Annotated in this window: 17 protein-coding genes; 12 read left to right on the top strand and 5 right to left on the bottom strand. The window is 39.3% G+C overall.

All coding sequences use genetic code 11. From position 1 onward, the window contains the following. Nucleotides 1–581: 581 nt before the first annotated feature. Entirely contained in the window at nt 582–1,631 is a 1,050-nt protein-coding gene (locus HG267_RS34440) for a sensor histidine kinase (RefSeq protein ID WP_263420004.1), read from the bottom strand. Nucleotides 1,632–1,791: 160 nt separating this feature from the next. Between HG267_RS34440 and HG267_RS34435 the strand changes: the two genes are divergently transcribed. Together HG267_RS34435 and HG267_RS34430 are read left to right on the top strand one after the other, a co-directional pair. Next, nucleotides 1,792–2,688 carry an alpha/beta fold hydrolase gene (locus HG267_RS34435; RefSeq protein ID WP_045870214.1) on the top strand — a complete coding sequence of 299 codons (897 nt, stop codon included), beginning with the start codon at nt 1,792–1,794 and terminating at the stop codon, nt 2,686–2,688. Nucleotides 2,689–2,854: 166 nt separating this feature from the next. Next, nucleotides 2,855–3,589: a glutathione peroxidase gene (locus tag HG267_RS34430; RefSeq protein WP_045870215.1), complete on the top strand. Its 735-nt coding sequence runs from the start codon at nt 2,855–2,857 to the stop codon at nt 3,587–3,589. A gap of 68 nt (nt 3,590–3,657) precedes the next feature. Here the strand turns inward: HG267_RS34430 and HG267_RS34425 are convergent, their stop codons facing one another. Then, a complete protein-coding gene (locus tag HG267_RS34425) occupies nt 3,658–3,933 on the bottom strand; it encodes a hypothetical protein (RefSeq protein WP_045870216.1) in 276 nt (91 codons plus the stop codon). A 27-nt stretch (nt 3,934–3,960) separates the two neighbouring features. Continuing rightward, nucleotides 3,961–4,434 carry a hypothetical protein gene (locus HG267_RS34420; RefSeq protein WP_045870217.1) on the bottom strand — a complete coding sequence of 158 codons (474 nt, stop codon included), beginning with the start codon at nt 4,432–4,434 and terminating at the stop codon, nt 3,961–3,963. A gap of 292 nt (nt 4,435–4,726) precedes the next feature. On the opposite strand from HG267_RS34420, the gene HG267_RS34415 reads away from it, so the two are divergent. Together HG267_RS34415 and HG267_RS34410 are read left to right on the top strand one after the other, a co-directional pair. Next, nucleotides 4,727–7,012 (top strand): ATP-binding protein, encoded by a 2,286-nt coding sequence (locus HG267_RS34415; protein WP_081584001.1) that lies wholly within the window; start codon nt 4,727–4,729, stop codon nt 7,010–7,012. 55 nt (nt 7,013–7,067) lie between these two features. Then, complete coding sequence (locus HG267_RS34410) at nt 7,068–7,511, top strand: response regulator (RefSeq protein WP_045870218.1); 444 nt, start codon at nt 7,068–7,070, stop codon at nt 7,509–7,511. Here HG267_RS34410 and HG267_RS34405 read toward each other — a convergent pair. After that, nucleotides 7,478–7,690: a hypothetical protein gene (locus HG267_RS34405; RefSeq protein WP_155539211.1), complete on the bottom strand. Its 213-nt coding sequence runs from the start codon at nt 7,688–7,690 to the stop codon at nt 7,478–7,480. The genes HG267_RS34410 and HG267_RS34405 overlap by 34 nt on opposite strands. Nucleotides 7,691–7,749: 59 nt before the next feature. On the opposite strand from HG267_RS34405, the gene HG267_RS34400 reads away from it, so the two are divergent. The 3 genes from HG267_RS34400 (at nt 7,750) to HG267_RS34390 (ending at nt 10,189) form a co-directional block, all read left to right on the top strand. Further along, entirely contained in the window at nt 7,750–7,875 is a 126-nt protein-coding gene (locus tag HG267_RS34400; RefSeq protein ID WP_255325205.1) for a hypothetical protein, read from the top strand. A gap of 49 nt (nt 7,876–7,924) precedes the next feature. Then, nucleotides 7,925–9,595 carry an ATP-binding protein gene (locus HG267_RS34395; RefSeq protein ID WP_045870219.1) on the top strand — a complete coding sequence of 557 codons (1,671 nt, stop codon included), beginning with the start codon at nt 7,925–7,927 and terminating at the stop codon, nt 9,593–9,595. Between the two features lie 321 nt (nt 9,596–9,916). Beyond that, nucleotides 9,917–10,189, top strand: coding sequence for a hypothetical protein (locus HG267_RS34390; RefSeq protein ID WP_045870220.1), 273 nt, complete (start codon nt 9,917–9,919; stop codon nt 10,187–10,189). A gap of 282 nt (nt 10,190–10,471) precedes the next feature. Here the strand turns inward: HG267_RS34390 and HG267_RS34385 are convergent, their stop codons facing one another. Further along, the gene (locus HG267_RS34385; RefSeq protein ID WP_210403090.1) at nt 10,472–11,275 is read right to left on the bottom strand and encodes a class I SAM-dependent methyltransferase; all 804 of its coding nucleotides are present in this window, start codon (nt 11,273–11,275) and stop codon (nt 10,472–10,474) included. 374 nt (nt 11,276–11,649) lie between these two features. On the opposite strand from HG267_RS34385, the gene HG267_RS34380 reads away from it, so the two are divergent. From HG267_RS34380 to HG267_RS34360, 5 genes are all read left to right on the top strand, one after another. Next, entirely contained in the window at nt 11,650–12,474 is an 825-nt protein-coding gene (locus HG267_RS34380; protein ID WP_045870221.1) for an alpha/beta fold hydrolase, read from the top strand. A 186-nt stretch (nt 12,475–12,660) separates the two neighbouring features. Then, on the top strand, nt 12,661–13,254 hold the full coding sequence (locus HG267_RS34375) for a TetR/AcrR family transcriptional regulator (RefSeq protein ID WP_045870222.1): 594 nt from the start codon (nt 12,661–12,663) through the stop codon (nt 13,252–13,254). 20 nt (nt 13,255–13,274) lie between these two features. Further along, on the top strand, nt 13,275–13,664 hold the full coding sequence (locus HG267_RS34370) for a tautomerase family protein (protein ID WP_045870223.1): 390 nt from the start codon (nt 13,275–13,277) through the stop codon (nt 13,662–13,664). Between the two features lie 337 nt (nt 13,665–14,001). Next, entirely contained in the window at nt 14,002–14,451 is a 450-nt protein-coding gene (locus HG267_RS34365; RefSeq protein ID WP_045870224.1) for an acyl-CoA thioesterase, read from the top strand. A 515-nt stretch (nt 14,452–14,966) separates the two neighbouring features. Beyond that, entirely contained in the window at nt 14,967–15,728 is a 762-nt protein-coding gene (locus HG267_RS34360) for a M48 family metallopeptidase (protein WP_045870512.1), read from the top strand. Nucleotides 15,729–16,024: the final 296 nt, after the last annotated feature.

Here is a 16,024-nt window from a genome sequence, read left to right as displayed (position 1 = left end):
GGCATATTCAGCGCTGTGATTACTGAAAGTTAGTAAACAAGTGCTTGAGCAAAATTAAAGTTCCAGGTGAAGGCAAAGGAATAGAGGATGTGTAATTAATTTTATTGAGGTAATTACCGCATTCAGTATTGGCTATTTAAGAAATTTAAATTATGCAATACTGTCAAAAATATATAATTACTAAAATAATTGATATATAAAATACAGGTATAAAACTACTATCTTAGGGATGATTTACAGCTTAATCAGTGTTGGTTTTTTATGAAATTATAAAATTTTATTATCAAAATTACTATATAGATTAATATATGCATTTCCATATCAGCGAACTTTGTAGTCAGTCATGCCCACAATATCAGGTCTTTGATTTAATTTTTACTTAGCAAAAGCTTGTCCGTAAATCAGTTCGCATTCACAAGTAACAATCATTTCCTACTGCAGCAAGATGCATTATAAGTCTTTATAGAAAATCCACTCATGTTATGTAATTTACTATTTCTTTAGATAGATATAAACCACCAGTACCAATCCATATCATGGGGATGAAATCCAAAATACGATAGCTGCTCATTATACCAACCTCAAATTTTAGCATCTATAAATAACGGAATTTCAATGACGAACTCTGCCCCTTTGCCTGGTGCTGAAATGCATTTCAAGGAACCTTTGTGTGTGTTGACAATAATTTGATAACTAATAGATAATCCCAAACCTGTTCCCTTTCCAACTTCTTTAGTTGTAAAAAACGGGTCAAACAATTGTCTCTGAATCTCTTCATCTATCCCTTGCCCATTATCTTTAATACTAATGACAACTACATTTTCATGTAACAAATGCGTGCGAATTTCAATAATACGGTCATCTTTTGAACTATGATTTTCTAAAATATCAATAGCATTGCTCAAAATATTCATAAATACTTGATTTAACTGGTCTGGATAGCATTCCACATTGGGTAATTCACCATAGTGTTTGATAACTTGAATACCAGAATTATCCTGTTGAGGGTTCAGTCGATATTGCAGGAGTAACAAAGTACTATCAATACCATCATGAATATCTACAGATTTTATTTCTGCTTCATCAAGACGTGAAAAATTACGCAGTGCCAAGACAATTTTATGAATACGTCTTGCACCTCTTTGCATCGACTCTAAAAGGTTTGGGATATCATTAACTACAAATTCTAAATCGTATTGTTGATTCAGAGCTTGAATTTCAGCATCCATCTGAAGGTAACGTTGCTGATAAATTTCATTAATAGCTACAAGGGCTTGAAAATATTCACCGAGATAAGAGAGGTTAGCCAAAATAAAATTTACAGGATTATTAATTTCATGGGCAATACCAGCCACTAGCTGTCCTAGGCTAGACATCTTTTCAGCGAGGAGCAATTGAGGTGCTTGCTGAAGCTTTTGTGTGATCTGCTCGAGATTTTGAGTTTGTTGTTTTAAATGATTTTCTGAGTTTCTTAGTTCTTTTTCTATCAGTAATTGCTCTGACATTTGAAGATTCAAGGGACGGTAAAGGAAAAAATATAACGATGGTGTAATGAGGATTGTCAGTAGCGTAGAATCTAAAAAAGTCTCAAGCAAATCCGGTATTTTTGGTAAAACCAGGAATAGTAACATCACAAATGTCTCGGCGCAGAATATTGATAATGCCATCCTGCTCAAGAAAAACCAAGGAGATTTTTGCATTTTGCATATCTAAGTAGATTTATTAATAAGATGCCCAAATCTACCGAGGAATTATATGATAAAAATGATTTTTCAGTGAATATCTAAACGTATGGCAGCAAATTATACAGAGTTTTACACTTGGCACAATTATCGCTGTGCTTACGAAGTTCATCAACCTAATAATGTAAATTCTGCAGGTATTCCTTTACTATTAATTCATCCCATAGGTGTGGGCTTATCACGGCAGTTTTGGCAAAGATTTTGTCGTGAATGGTATCAAGCAGGGCATCGTAATCCTATTTATGATCCTGATTTATTAGGATGTGGTGAAAGTGATATGCCTCACGTCGCCTATACTCCTAGCGATTGGGCGGAACAATTGCATTATTTCTTAAAAAATGTTGTGCAAACACCTGTAATTGTCATAGTGCAAGGTGCTTTATTAAGTAGTGCAATTAAATTAGTGCAAATAGAACCAAACTTGATTGACTCCCTAGTATTTGCTAGTCCTCCAGCTTGGCCGATTATGACGAAAGAATCACCAGTTTGGCAGCAAAAGCTAGCTTGGAATCTCTTTGATTCACCGTTGGGTAATGCTTTTTATCGCTATGCACGCACTCCCAAATTTTTGCGTTCTTTTTCCACTCGTCAACTATTTGCTAGTAGTGAGACAGCCGATCAAGAATGGTTAAATACTTTAGTTCAAGGTGCAGAAAATAGCGCCAATCGCTATGCAGTATTTTCTTTTTTAGCTGGGTTTTGGCGACAGGATTATAGTCATGATATCGCTGCTATTAAACAACCAGTGTTAGTAGTTGTTGGAGACAAAGCATCAAATATTAGCAAAGAAGGGCAAACAGAAACACCAGACGAACGTTTAGCTAACTACCTTGCTTATTTACCTCAAGGACAAGGAGCTAAATTGCCTGGACGCAATGTCCTACCCTATGAATCTACAGCAGAATTTGTAACTGCGATCGCACCTTTTATTCACTCTAGAGCTTAGAGGCTATTCCCTGGCTTTTACTACTCAGGAAAGTTGTTAATAAGTTGACAATTATACTAGTATATCCCGGCAGAAATGTAATCTCATGCACAACAGGAGAAAAGCTAAGAATATCAGCCTTTTGACTGTTGAAATTCTCAATAAATTGATTATCTAAGGAGGCCTGATGCTGTCCAATCGCCGTGGTCAACGAGTTCCTAATGTTACGTTTCGTACTCGTAAAAACAACCAATGGGTAAATATAACCACTAATGACCTGTTTGCCGATAAGACAGTGATTGTCTTCTCCTTACCAGGCGCTTTTACACCCACTTGTTCTTCTACCCACCTACCTGGTTATAACCAGTTGGCTAATGTATTTAAAGAAAATGGCGTGGATGATATTGTTTGTATTTCCGTCAATGATGCCTTTGTCATGAATGAATGGGCTAAAGACCAAGAAGCCACTAATATTACTTTGATACCTGATGGTAACGGAGAATTTACCGAAGGTATGGGAATGCTAGTAGATAAAACAGAACTGGGCTTTGGTAAACGTTCATGGCGCTATTCTATGCTTGTCAAAAATGGTGTAATTGACAACATGTTCATTGAACCGGAAGAGCCAGGCGATCCCTTTAAGGTATCCGACGCTGAGACAATGCTGCGATACATTAACCCTGAAGCTGTAAAACCGAAGCTAGTTTCTCTGTTTACTAAAGTAGGTTGTCCTTACTGCGCCCGTGCAAAAGAATTGCTCAAAGAGCATCATTTGGATTATGAAGAAATTGTTCTAGGTAAGGATGTTACTACGAACTCTTTAAAAGCAATTACAGGTGCAACAACAGTTCCCCAAGTATTTATTGATGGGCAACTTATTGGTGGTTCTGAGGCTTTAGCATCTTACTTTGGCGGAAGATAGATTTTTTGATTATTTCAAGTTCAGCGTTGCTTCTCAAAAAGCAGCGCTTTTTTATCAAAATTAAATTCTTATTGTATGGTAGATCTCATTCTTACTTCACTTTCTCCTGTTCTCGCAATTACTGTTTTTAGTAATGAGCCAAAAATCCGCCAACCCGTTAAACCAAGACTTGCGTGTCGAGTTGCTAGGTGTTCGCGTAAAATAACACCCTCAGAGCCAAAAATTATCTGTCTGTTTTTTGTATTGCCAAGATTTTTAGCAAATTCTTGGACAATTTCAATAGCAGTTTGGTCATGTGAGTGGTGTTGTAGTTTTTCCTCTAGCTCTTTTAGTTTTTCCAGCATTTAAATCAAAGTTAGATGTCTTGACTGTTATTTTTCTAATTGAGCTAGAGATTCAGCTTTGATCAAACGTTCCAACTCTTCAGGATCTGTTATTACTTCATCGTTCTCATCCAATTCGCTAATCTCAATTTTTAATGGCTCAAACTTTTGACGTGTGGGAAGTGTCGGTAAGCTACCTAACAAACTGACACTTTCAAGTAATACATTGATAGTTTCTGCGTCTTCTGGATGTTTTTTTACAGCACGAGCCGCACTGACAACGACTCTTAATCCACCTTGTAAGCGTTCTACATCACGAGCAAGACCATAGAGCATTTGAAAATCGCTTTCCTCCAAAATCCGATATTGTCCTGTTTTTGTCTGAAAAATACCTACAATACCGTTTTTGACAGATTCTAGAGCTTTAGCACCTTCTTGACGAAACTTTTCAAAAGACCTCCAAGTTGGGCCAGCTTGTAGTCTAAATTGTTTTTGTTCTTCTGTTCTTCCTAATAAATTCATACAAAATCTAACCCCCTCAAAGGCAGAAATCTACATGAATGCTTGAAATTCCAAAGCCCATAAAAACAACTGGACATTGTTTTTATCACTTATAGGCACTTATGTATAGATAAATTATATGATAACCAACGAAAACCCAACGAAAAAACAACGCCTTTTTTGTCAGCTTGTTCGCATTTCCATTTTTAAGCGTGCTTTATTGCGTTGTGTATAGATTTTTCTGTTATGGTTTAAAGAAATGTAAAATTTAATTACGGCATTGCAAGAATAAGCTTGCAATGATAGTAAATATATGAGCCAGTCAGAAGAGACTACAGCCCAAAATCCTTTTTTGACTAACCACGATCGCAGAGCGATTCATCTAGCTGGCTCAATTCAACCTCATGGTGTCCTACTGGCACTGAATTCCCAGTTAGAGATTCTGCAAGTTAGTAACAATACACAGCAATACTTTGGCAAAGCTACCCAAGATTTGCTGGGTCAATCTTTAGACAGCTTATTTGAGGAACGACAAGTTGCAGTTATCAAGCAGTGTTGGGAAAAGAATATTGGTAGTGTCAGCAGTTATAAAGTAGCAATCATCACCAATCATCAAGAACAATTCTTTGATTGCATTGTCCACCGCACAGCAGATGTTTTGATTGTGGAATTGGAAGCGATGTCTACGACGGGCTACGCCTACGCATCTAATTCCGAAATCAGTTTCTTGAGTTTTCATGCTGTGGTGAGTGATGCGATCGCCCAAATGCAAAGCACTGCTAATCTGGTAGAATTCTTAGATTTAGTGGTGACAGAACTCCGCAAAATCACAGAGTTTGACCGAGTCATGGCGTATCAATTTGATGAGCAAGGGTCTGGTGCTGTAGTTGCGGAAGCCAAACGGGAGGATTTACCACCATATTTAGGGCTACATTATCCCGAAACAGATATTCCTATCGAGAGTCGAGAGTTATATACTCGCTGCAAACTGCGATTTATTCCAGATTTCAATGCTCAAGCAGTTAACCTCGTACCTATAAATCATCCCATAACCCACCAACCTCTAGATTTAAGCTTGTCTGTACTCAGGGGTGTGGATGCTTGCTGTGTGGAATTTCATCAAAATATGGGTGTGAGGGCGTTATTGGTAATCTCGCTGATGCAGGAAGGGAAGCTTTGGGGCTTAATATCTTGCCATCATCACACGCCCAAGCATCTGGCTTACGAAGTGCGAAAAATCTGCGAATTTCTCGGACAAATTGTCTCTTCAGAGTTAGCACACAAAGTTAGTTATTCGGAATGGGATTATGAGGTGAAGCTAAAAGCCCTCCAGTCTGAATTATTAGCTTCCATTTCCCAAGCTGATAACTTTATCGATGCTTTGATTAAACCAGAAATCCGCTTGCTGGATGTTGTCAGTGCTGCTGGTGCCGCAGTTTGTTTGGATAATGAAATTACGCTGGTGGGTGCAACACCCAATCTTGAGCAAGTTCAGGCTTTAATTGAATGGGCAGATACTCAGGTAAGGGAAAATTTATTTTATACCGATTCTTTAGCCAAGCTTTACCCCGATGGGATTGTCTTTAAAGATACTGCTAGCGGCTTGTTGTTGCTGCGGATTTCGCAAGTGCGGCGCTATTATATTCTCTGGTTTCGCCCGGAAGTGATGCAAACGGTGAATTGGGCAGGAAACCCCAATGAATCTATTTACCTTGATGTTGATGGTAATGTTACCTTAGGGCCGCGAAAATCCTTTGCCAAATGGCAGGAGACGGTGCAATTAACGTCCCTAGCTTGGAAAAAATCTGAACTGGATAGTGCGATCGCTCTCAGAAATGCGATCGTGGGGATTGTACTTTCTAAAGCCGATGAGTTAGCCAAAATTAACCTAGAGTTGGAACGCAGTAACCGTGAACTCAGTTCCTTTGCTTACGCTGCGTCTCACGATTTAAAGGAACCTTTGCGGGGTATCTATAATTACTCAACTGTGCTAATAGAAGACTATGCCCATGTACTGGATGCTGAGGGGATTGAATACATAGAAACAGTAGTCACCTTATCTGTCAGAATGGAAGCGCTGATTAATGCTTTGCTGCGACTGGCACAATTAGGAAAAGCACAATTACGTGCCAAAGCTACTGATATTAATGAATTAATCACCCAAGTAATTGATATCTTTTATGCCAGTCGCCAATACTCTCAGGTTTTGGATATTCGCATTCCTCGACCTTTACCAACAATTTCCTGTGATGCTGTGTTGGTAAACGAAGTTTTTAGTAACTTGGTTGGCAATGCGCTGAAATACAACGATAAACCAGAACAATGGGTAGAGATTGGCTATCTAGACGCTGCACAACAACAGACAGGCGAAAATTCTGCACCTGTATTTTACGTGCGCGATAACGGCATTGGCATTCCCGATCATCATCGAGAAACTATCTTCCGCTTGTTTAAGCGCCTCCATTCCCAAGAAAAATTCGGGGGAGGTGTTGGTGCAGGATTAGCGATTGTCAAGAAAATTATTGAGCTGCACAATGGGCAAATTTGGCTTGAGTCTACTGTTGGCCTTGGCTCAACGTTTTATTTTACGCTGGAATAGTTTAAGATAAGTAACAAAAATCTCTTTTAATGATTACATTTTGTTAAGACAACTGATGACAACGAAACTTCATGAACCTCTGCTCGTGGTTGAGGACAGCAATGAAGATTTTAGGATGCTGCAACGGTTAATGCGACGCATGGCTGTGCAAAACCCTATCTATCGCTGTACCAATGGAGACGAGGTCTTAGATTTACTTTATCAAGAGGGCAACAATGAAAAATCTTCTGTGGGTATTAAACCTTCTGTGATCCTGCTTGACCTCAATTTACCGGGGATTGATGGTCGTGACATTTTGGAAAGGCTTAAGCAAGACACCTGTTTTAAAGAAATCCCGATTGTGGTTTTCACTACTTCATCAAATCCTAAGGATATTGAATTGTGTTACCAAAAAGGCGCAAATGGTTATCTTGTTAAGCCGATGGATGCACAAGAACTCCAAAAGACAATTCAAGCGTTTGTCGCTTATTGGCTAGAGGCTAATACTCCGCCAGTCTGAGAGTAGCTTTGTGTATATTCGATAGCTGAAATACTAGATAGCAACTCCGGATGCGGAACAGGATACAGCAGCAAATTGTATCCGTCGGTGAGTGCTGGCGTTGAATATTCACACTGGATGGCTGTTCTCAGTGTGTCTAAATTTCTATGTCTGCGCGATCGCTTGGCTCTTCGCGTCACGTTTTTTCCCCCTCTCAGTGGCTATTTCTAGGATTTACCCACTAGTTGCTGACAACTAAATGCTGATAACTAAATACTGGAGTGATGTTTCCGGCAAGTTAGCCGATCGCTTTAAGTTTTTTCAACAAATTTTAGATTTTATTTATATTTATTTTAGATTATTTTTAGAATTATGCAATAGCTAATCACCTAGTTCCCAAAAACTCTATTAATCTCCCAGATCCTCATACTTTTATGTTGGACACCTCGACGCTACTGATCATTGATGATTGTGCAGCGGATCGGAAAATCTATCGTCGATATCTTTTACAAGATCCCTATCAGTCCTACCAAATTTTAGAGGCAGACTGTGCAGAAAGCGGCTTGGCATTATGTCAAGAATTTGGCTGTGATGTGATTCTGCTGGATTTTTGCCTGCCTGATATGAGTGGCTTGGATTTTTTTGATAAGTTAAAACAGACAATACTGGATACTTGCGTATCAGTAATTATGCTGACTGGACGCGGAGATGAAGAAGTAGCCGTTCAAGCCATGAAACAGGGTGCTCAAGATTATTTAGTCAAGCAATACCTCAAACCAGAGGTACTGCAACTAGCTGTCCGTAATGCCACCAAGCAATCTTATTTACAAGCCCAACTCTACAAACATCGAGAACGACAGCGTTTAATAGCCACAACAGCGCTGCGAATTCGCCAGTCTCTTGACTTAGAGCAGATTTTAAACACAGCAGTAGTAGAAGTACAGCAGTTGCTCAAATGCGATCGCGTCATGGTTTATCAGTTCACCTCCGAAATTGAGGGTAAAACTGTAGCTTGCTCCATTGAGTGTTGTAGAGGTCTCCAAGCATACAATAACATCCAAAATGTCTGTAATCGGGTGGGGGGTGAAAACCAACATTGGGGATGTAAATTACCCATGTCTGATTTCTACAATGCTGGCTGGAGTAATTTTTATTTGCAGTTGTTAGAACAATTTAAAAACGAGGAAAATTTAGTAGCTCCTATTCATTTAAGTAACAACGATCAGCAAGAAGATCAGCTTTGGGGCCTATTGATTGCTCACCACAGTTCCGGAGAGCGGGGTTGGCAAGCTGATGAAGTAGAAATGCTCAATGAATTATCGGTACAATTAGCGATCGCAATTCAACAAGCAGAATTACTCGCCCAAACTCAAGCCGCCCTAGCCAAAGAAAAACAACTCAATGCATTTAAATCTCAAATTGTCGCCACAGTTTCCCACGAATATCGCACCCCATTAACTTCGATTTTGGCAGCAGCATCGACTGTGATTAAACATGGCCAGCATTTAGACGATCCTAAAAAACAGAAGTTATTAGGAATCATTGAACAAAAAGCTAGGTCTATGGCCAAACTGGTGGATAATATGCTGATGGTCAACCAAATCGAACTGGACAAAACCAGATTTCAGCCCGTACCCCTAAATCTGCTGCAATTTTTCAGTGATTTGATGGAACAAGAGCAAGAACTAATTAGCGATCGCCATGAATTAATTTTTCATAGCAGTGGAAATTACCAAGATTTTTGGGGCGATCGCGGACTGTTGCAGCAAATATTTGTGAATTTAATGTCCAATGCAGTTAAGTATTCTCCCCAAGGGGGTAGTGTAGAAGTTGACTTAATGGGAAAAGAATCAGAAGTGGTGTTTTCCATCACAGACCAGGGCATTGGCATACCAATAGCAGATCAAGAACACTTATTTCAATCCTTTGGTCGGGGAAGTAACGTCGGGACAATTCCCGGTACAGGTTTAGGATTAGCGATCGCTAAATCTTGCGTGGAGTTACATGGCGGAAAGATTACATTATCCAGTCAAGTTGATCAAGGAACTACTGTGACAGTCACCTTACCCAAGCAACATAGAGCTTATTATGCCAAACACTGTTAGCGAGAATTGGAATCCTTCAAACTAAAGCGAAATTCCTGACTATAAATCTTTTTACCAATTTCAATCTTGTTAGCAAAATATCAATCATTTCTAGGGACACCAGATTTTTTGCCCTACCTCATCACCAAAAGAGGCTACAAAAAACAAATGAATATATAATTGATCGGTTCAATGAAATCCTAGCTTTATGGAACCATAACCAAAAAAGCAGAATCTATAAATGCCGTTATGTATGCCAGGGTAAAAGCATCAACATAACTAATTTATAGAGTTAGGTTTCATGGACTTTAAACACCAACATTATTCCAAAGCATGACTACAATGTCTAAACTTTACTATAACGCTGAACATGACTCTGTTCCTGATGGATTAGCAGAAGACTTCGCCTTAAAACTACAAGGTGGAGATATTGTCACCTCTAATTATTTAGTTGTCCTCGCAGCTAAAGTTTTGGCAAAAGAGAAAAGAATTAATCCATTTACTCTAGTCTGGTTAGATGGCAATGAATATCCTTGCTCAGATAATGGCATGATTGAAAATGAGCCTTATTTCGATAAATATACAGAATTATTGCAAAGGTTGAGTGCAAGCTAAACAAGTAATAATAACAGTTACAACAAAGGCTATTTGACAAGCTTTAAAGATGTGATTCTTAGCATGGTGGAGAGTCACATCTTTTAGTTGCTCAATTATGTGATGAAATTTAAAACTTTTTATTCTCTCTGCATCTGTGCATAATACCAATTTGCAAAAATAATGCCACAGACTCTAGGGGCAAGGCACTACCTTGCCCTCTAAAGATATTAATGTGTCGCCAACATTATTGGAATTAGTATTAAGATAAATCATCCCCCATTGATGCAACGCCAAAATAAATTATGCAGATTGTTGCGCCACAACTCCCACAGTGGCGTGATAAATAGCCCAAGTACTGGGATCATCTGCAAATTGGCAATACAGTTCAATATCCTCATGATTAGCTTGACCTGTTGCAATATAAGCCTGTGCAAGTTGCATAGCAGACATCTTCATCACTGTTGCTATACCAAAACCACCATTAGCTACGGGTGTATCATTGTCTACAGATAACAGCTGTAATCCTTGTCTTTGGCAAATAGCAGGTAACTTCACACCCAAAGCATAATCAAGTCCTTTATTCGCAAACATCCGCAAGATAGCTTGATTAACTCGATTCACTGACTGCAGTGCTTGTGAATTTCCCACAATCGCCCTAGCAGCAGCAAAATCAGGCTCCTCCAATACAATCCATCCACCCGGTTTCAACATACTGAGCATTTGGGATAATGCAACTCGAAAGTCAGGGATATGGACGAGAACAAAACGAGCATGAATCAAATCAAAAGAATGCTTCTCCAGTTCTAAATACCGAATATCCTTTTGTAAGATTTCTACATTCGATGGCTGGGAGTCTTGTAAAAACCGAGTATCCATGTCTACAGCCACAACATTGCCGCTTTCACCAACGATGTCTGCCATCCATCGCATAATAGAACCAGCCCCTGCGCCTACTTCCAGACATCGCCAACCTGTTGTTAGGCCTGTTGCTAGTAATCGTTTGCGAGTTGCTGGATCGAAGACTTTTTCGATTGTTTGCAGTCTTTTTAGTTCCGGAGAATTTTGTGACTTAGCAAATACGTAGCTAGAGTCTGTCACTATCATGTTACCTTACACTCTCTAATTAAACATACCCTGACAGTCTCAAGACTTAGTTGACCGACGAAAAATAACTTTAAGAGTACATCAGCAATAATCTAATAATTTGTACGGTGCGGTAATCTTTTAGACTGACTCTACTTTTTTAACACATAGAAATCTGTTAGGTAAGAGTCCATATATAGGAGCAACCTACGGGAAAGAACTTTAACACAGAGAAAAATCTGTCTTTAGGAAGAATTTCAGCGCAGGACTAGCAAATTACGTTTTAAATCAATAAATTCAGTGGTATGTATTAGATGCCTGAAGAATAACGACTATAGATTGAAATCGGAGTTAAACCTTTTACCTCCCAAATAATTTTCAGTGAGGCTTTCATAATGAGTACAATCACGACCCAAGACGGCACCCAAATTTATTACAAAGACTGGGGTGCAGGACAGCCTGTTGTCTTCAGTCATGGCTGGCCCTTAAGTTCCGATAGTTGGGAAGCGCAGATGTTGTTTGTGGCAAACCACGGCTATCGAGCGATCGCCCACGATCGCCGGGGACATGGTCGCTCAAGCCAACCCTGGAACGGTAATGAAATGGATACCTATGCCGATGACCTGGCGACTTTAATTGAAACCTTAGATTTGCACGGAGTTACTCTGATCGGTTTCTCCACAGGTGGCGGTGAAGTCGCCCGCTATATTGGTCGTCATGGTACAGCACGAGTTAGCAAAGCTGCATTGATATCTGCAGTGCCCCCGCTCATGCTCAAGACTGCAAATAATCCCGATGGACAGCCCATCGAGGTGTTTGACGGGCTGCGTGCTGCTTCCCTTGCTGACCGATCGCAACTTTACAAAGACCTCGCCAGCGGCCCATTTTTTGGTTTCAATCGCCCTGGTGCTCAAGTCTCTCAGGGGATGAGTGATTGGTTCTGGTTGCAGGGGATGCAGGGAGGTCACAAAAACACGTTTGACTGCATCAAGGCATTTTCGGAGACAGATTTCACCGCAGATCTGAAAAAGTTCGATGTGCCAACGTTGATTGTTCACGGCGATGATGACCAAATCGTGCCTATTAATGCTGCAGGGATCGCTTCCGCCAAAATTGTGAAGAATGCCACATTGAAAATCTATCCTGGCGCGCCCCACGGACTGACCAATACCCACCAAGACCAACTTAACGCTGACCTTTTGTCCTTCCTCAAGGACTGAGTGAAAAGGTAGGGTAGGGATTGGGATTAAGGGGAATAGAGATTGGGAGAATTAATTCAAAATTCAAAAAAATGCCCTGTTCTCTCTTCCCTCGCACCATCAGCAATTACCAATTACCCATAACTTTTGACTCCTGAGAGTTGACCATGATAAATTACTTAAGACCAAGCGGTCTGAAATAATTAGATGTCCAAAGGCGAAGAAACCAAAGCAAAAATTATTCGACAAGCAGCAGAACTGTTTAACCAACAGGGTTACACTGGCTCGTCAATTTCGGACATCATGCGGGTTACAGGATTGCAAAAAGGAGGAATTTACAATCATTTTCAAAGTAAGGATGACTTAGCACTACAGGCTTTTGATTATGCGATCGCTTCTGTAAGTCAGCAAACTAGAGCTGCATTGCGTAGTAAACGCCATGCCATTGAACGTCTACAAGCCATTATTGGGGTATTTAGCAGTTTTGTAGATAACCCACCCATCAAAGGAGGTTGTCCAATACTAAATACTGCAATTGAAAGTGATGATGCTCATGCCGCCTTACGAGAACGCACTCAAAAAGCAATGGATTCTTGGCGAGAACTGATTCGCTTAATTATAGAAAAAGGAATTTCTAGAGGTGAAATTCGCTCTGAGGTAGATGCTGATGAAGCTGCCACTATCATTATTGCCACCCTAGAAGGAGCGATGATGATCAGTAAGTTATATGATGATGCCATTCATATGCAAAGGGCGATTAATCACCTAAATCAATACATCAATAATCAAAGGAATTCGTAATTTTAGCTCATATAAAAATTATGGTACAAGTCAAAGTATATGGTTTAGCAGATAAATTAAACCCGATTAAGGCGGAGTTATCCAATACTATTCATAGTGTTTTAATTGATGTATTACAAATTAGCCCGGAAAAACGATTTCATCGGTTCTTTCCCCTAGCAGCTAATGATTTTTACTATCCTTCGGATAGGTCGCAGCAATATCTCATTATCGAGATTGTGATGTTTGAAGGACGCTCTGTAGAAACTAAAAAACAGTTAATTCACCAATTATTTAAAAAGATTAATGAACAATTTAATATTGTTGTAGCTGATATTGAGATTACTTTTTTTGAAACCCCTAAATATAACTGGGGTATTAGGGGCTTACCAGGAGATGAATTAATCTTGAATTATCAAGTCGAAGTTTAAGCATTGCAAATTTTGTAGCTCATTGTATCTGTGTATTGTACAGCATAGCTATAGCTCAATACCCTTGGTTTAAGCTCATTAGCGATTGATTTGTTAGTTATTAAAGAAGCCAGAAGAATTGGGGGATTCTCCCCCAAACCCCCGATTGGGTGACGGTTGCGTCCCCCAAACCCCCTCCAAAATGATTGTTCGGTTTTTTGTTGAGTAACTAGTTTTTTGGTTTGGTTATCAATTAATTTTCTTAACTGAACTGTATTTAGCTATAGCTACATTGATTATGCTTTTTTTTGTAAATAAAAAGACCGTATGGTCTTAACTTTTCTAAGCAGGAGAAATTATGTTATTGATTGACAACTTGCAAAGACCATTGGAAGTAGAACTTGCCATTCCTGTGAGAACTTATGATATTGATTTTGCTGGTATTGTGAGCAACATCGTTTATATCAGGTGGCTAGAAGATTTACGTTTAAAGTTTTTACATGAACATTTGCCGCTTGATGAACAAATTGAGCAAGGATATATACCTATTCTTGCTGGGACTGAAATTGAATATAAACGTCCAGTAAAACTGATTGATAAGGTTATAGGTCGTTTATGGGTAGGTAGTTTAGGGCGGTTGAAGTGGACTGTACAAGCAGAAATATTAGCTAACAATGTGATAGCTGCGGTAGCTATACAAAAAGGAGCATTTCTCAGTTCTCAAAATAATCGTCCTGTCCCAGTCCCCGAAAAATTACAACAAAAATATTTAGATTATCAAAACGCAAATTTAACAACTTCAACATAATTACTAATTCGTAATTCGTAATTAAACAGAGGATTAGAGTCCCTAAGCTAAGACAGGTTGTGCCGTTATGGGTGGGGTTTAAATCCTCATTCATGACGTAATTACGTAGGTGTTAGCTAATGCTTATGCAACGCTACAACTTGAGGAGTAAGAGTTGAAAGGAGTGCGTTACGCTGACGCTACGTTAATTTATACGTGAATTTCAAAAATTCAATATAAGCAAGCTCATTCATTTTACATTTAGTCGCTTTGGGCAACTGACTCTGGACTGATAGTAAGATGATGATTTTGCAAAGCAAATTACTCCTTTGTGCTGGCTCGTTTGGCAGTTTTTTAGTTAAAATATTAAATAGAGATTACCTATCAAGGTAAATAAGCTAACTGCTATTAGCTCTTAGCTAGCATAATTGCATCAAAGATTTTTTAATATTTTTTGATAATAACTGGTAATTTACTGCATAGATAAAATACACAAACTAGACTTTTCATTTGTTGTTAACTTTTCATTTTTGGTTATGCTTCCGAAATTACGTAAAGGTGTTTCTGTACTACTTGGCATGGGTACTGCTGTAGGTGTGGGATTAACTTCTCTTGCGCCAGCTAGTGCAGTTCCCTGGGGTCAGTTACTATTTAATGGAATTCAGTTGTTGCAACTTTCCAACGTTTCCCCAAAGCAAACAGTTACACTAGGTCAAAATATTCACCAGCAGGTCAAGCAAAATTACAGATTAAATTCAAATTCTCAAACTAATGCTTATGTTAACCGTGTTGGTCAACGGTTAGCTAGAGCTAGTAATTGCTCAGAAATTCCTTTTCACTTTTATGTAGTCCAAGATTCTAGTATTAATGCTTTCTCCACTACAGGGGGTTATGTATATGTTAATACTGGGCTATTAAAAGCAACGGATAACGAAGACCAACTAGCAGCAGTTATGGGTCATGAAATAGGTCATATTTGCAACAACGACCTGATCAATAAATTGAAGCAATCCCAGTTAGCGCAAGGCGCAGCTTCACTAGCTGGTTTAGACCAAAGCGCTGTCACTGCGATCGCCTACAAGCTGGCTGTAGATTTACCCAATAGCCGCGAAGCCGAATATAACGCCGATGACAAAGGCTTGCAGTATATGAAAAGAGCCGGCTACAATCCAAAAGCTATGCCTGCATTTTTAAAGAAGTTACTTAACCAGTCTTCCCAACCATCATTTTTAAGCGATCACCCAGGAACAAAAGAGCGAATTTCTGTGATTGAAAGAAAAATTGCTGCTGGTAGGTAATTTGTAAAGGGTGTCAAAAGGTCAAGGGTCAAGAATCCAAAATTAGTAGCGTGTCAAGCCTAAAGTAGTGCATGAAAAAAACTCTTGTGGGATGGGCATCTTGCCCGTCCTGGGCGGACAAGATGTCCACCCCACAAGAAAATTATATTGCAACATTTTAGCTGTGTTAGTCCAGTAGGATGCGTTAGCCGCGAGAGTACGGCATCATTGTCAATCCTCACGTTAACCCATTGGTAGCGAGCCTGAAGGCATTTTTAGTTAACGCCTTCAGGTTTTTGATTAACGAGTTCTCATTC

The organism is Tolypothrix sp. PCC 7601, assembly GCF_025677855.1.
GTDB lineage: Bacteria > Cyanobacteriota > Cyanobacteriia > Cyanobacteriales > Nostocaceae > Aulosira > Aulosira diplosiphon.
Note: the sequence above shows the minus strand (reverse complement) of the source record. Positions and strands in the feature narration are given on the sequence as shown.

Bases quoted from the DNA above. Each gene is read 5' to 3' on its own strand.
- HG267_RS34440 (WP_263420004.1), bottom strand. From the start codon at position 1,631: ATGTTACTATTCCTGGTTTTACCAAAAATACCGGATTTGCTTGAGACT.
- HG267_RS34435 (WP_045870214.1), top strand. From the start codon at position 1,792: ATGGCAGCAAATTATACAGAGTTTTACACTTGGCACAATTATCGCTGT.
- HG267_RS34430 (WP_045870215.1), top strand. From the start codon at position 2,855: ATGCTGTCCAATCGCCGTGGTCAACGAGTTCCTAATGTTACGTTTCGT.
- HG267_RS34425 (WP_045870216.1), bottom strand. From the start codon at position 3,933: ATGCTGGAAAAACTAAAAGAGCTAGAGGAAAAACTACAACACCACTCA.
- HG267_RS34420 (WP_045870217.1), bottom strand. From the start codon at position 4,434: ATGAATTTATTAGGAAGAACAGAAGAACAAAAACAATTTAGACTACAA.
- HG267_RS34415 (WP_081584001.1), top strand. From the start codon at position 4,727: ATGAGCCAGTCAGAAGAGACTACAGCCCAAAATCCTTTTTTGACTAAC.
- HG267_RS34410 (WP_045870218.1), top strand. From the start codon at position 7,068: ATGACAACGAAACTTCATGAACCTCTGCTCGTGGTTGAGGACAGCAAT.
- HG267_RS34400 (WP_255325205.1), top strand. From the start codon at position 7,750: ATGCTGATAACTAAATACTGGAGTGATGTTTCCGGCAAGTTAGCCGAT.
- HG267_RS34395 (WP_045870219.1), top strand. From the start codon at position 7,925: ATGTTGGACACCTCGACGCTACTGATCATTGATGATTGTGCAGCGGAT.
- HG267_RS34390 (WP_045870220.1), top strand. From the start codon at position 9,917: ATGTCTAAACTTTACTATAACGCTGAACATGACTCTGTTCCTGATGGA.
- HG267_RS34385 (WP_210403090.1), bottom strand. From the start codon at position 11,275: ATGATAGTGACAGACTCTAGCTACGTATTTGCTAAGTCACAAAATTCT.
- HG267_RS34380 (WP_045870221.1), top strand. From the start codon at position 11,650: ATGAGTACAATCACGACCCAAGACGGCACCCAAATTTATTACAAAGAC.
- HG267_RS34375 (WP_045870222.1), top strand. From the start codon at position 12,661: ATGTCCAAAGGCGAAGAAACCAAAGCAAAAATTATTCGACAAGCAGCA.
- HG267_RS34370 (WP_045870223.1), top strand. From the start codon at position 13,275: ATGGTACAAGTCAAAGTATATGGTTTAGCAGATAAATTAAACCCGATT.
- HG267_RS34365 (WP_045870224.1), top strand. From the start codon at position 14,002: ATGTTATTGATTGACAACTTGCAAAGACCATTGGAAGTAGAACTTGCC.
- HG267_RS34360 (WP_045870512.1), top strand. From the start codon at position 14,967: ATGCTTCCGAAATTACGTAAAGGTGTTTCTGTACTACTTGGCATGGGT.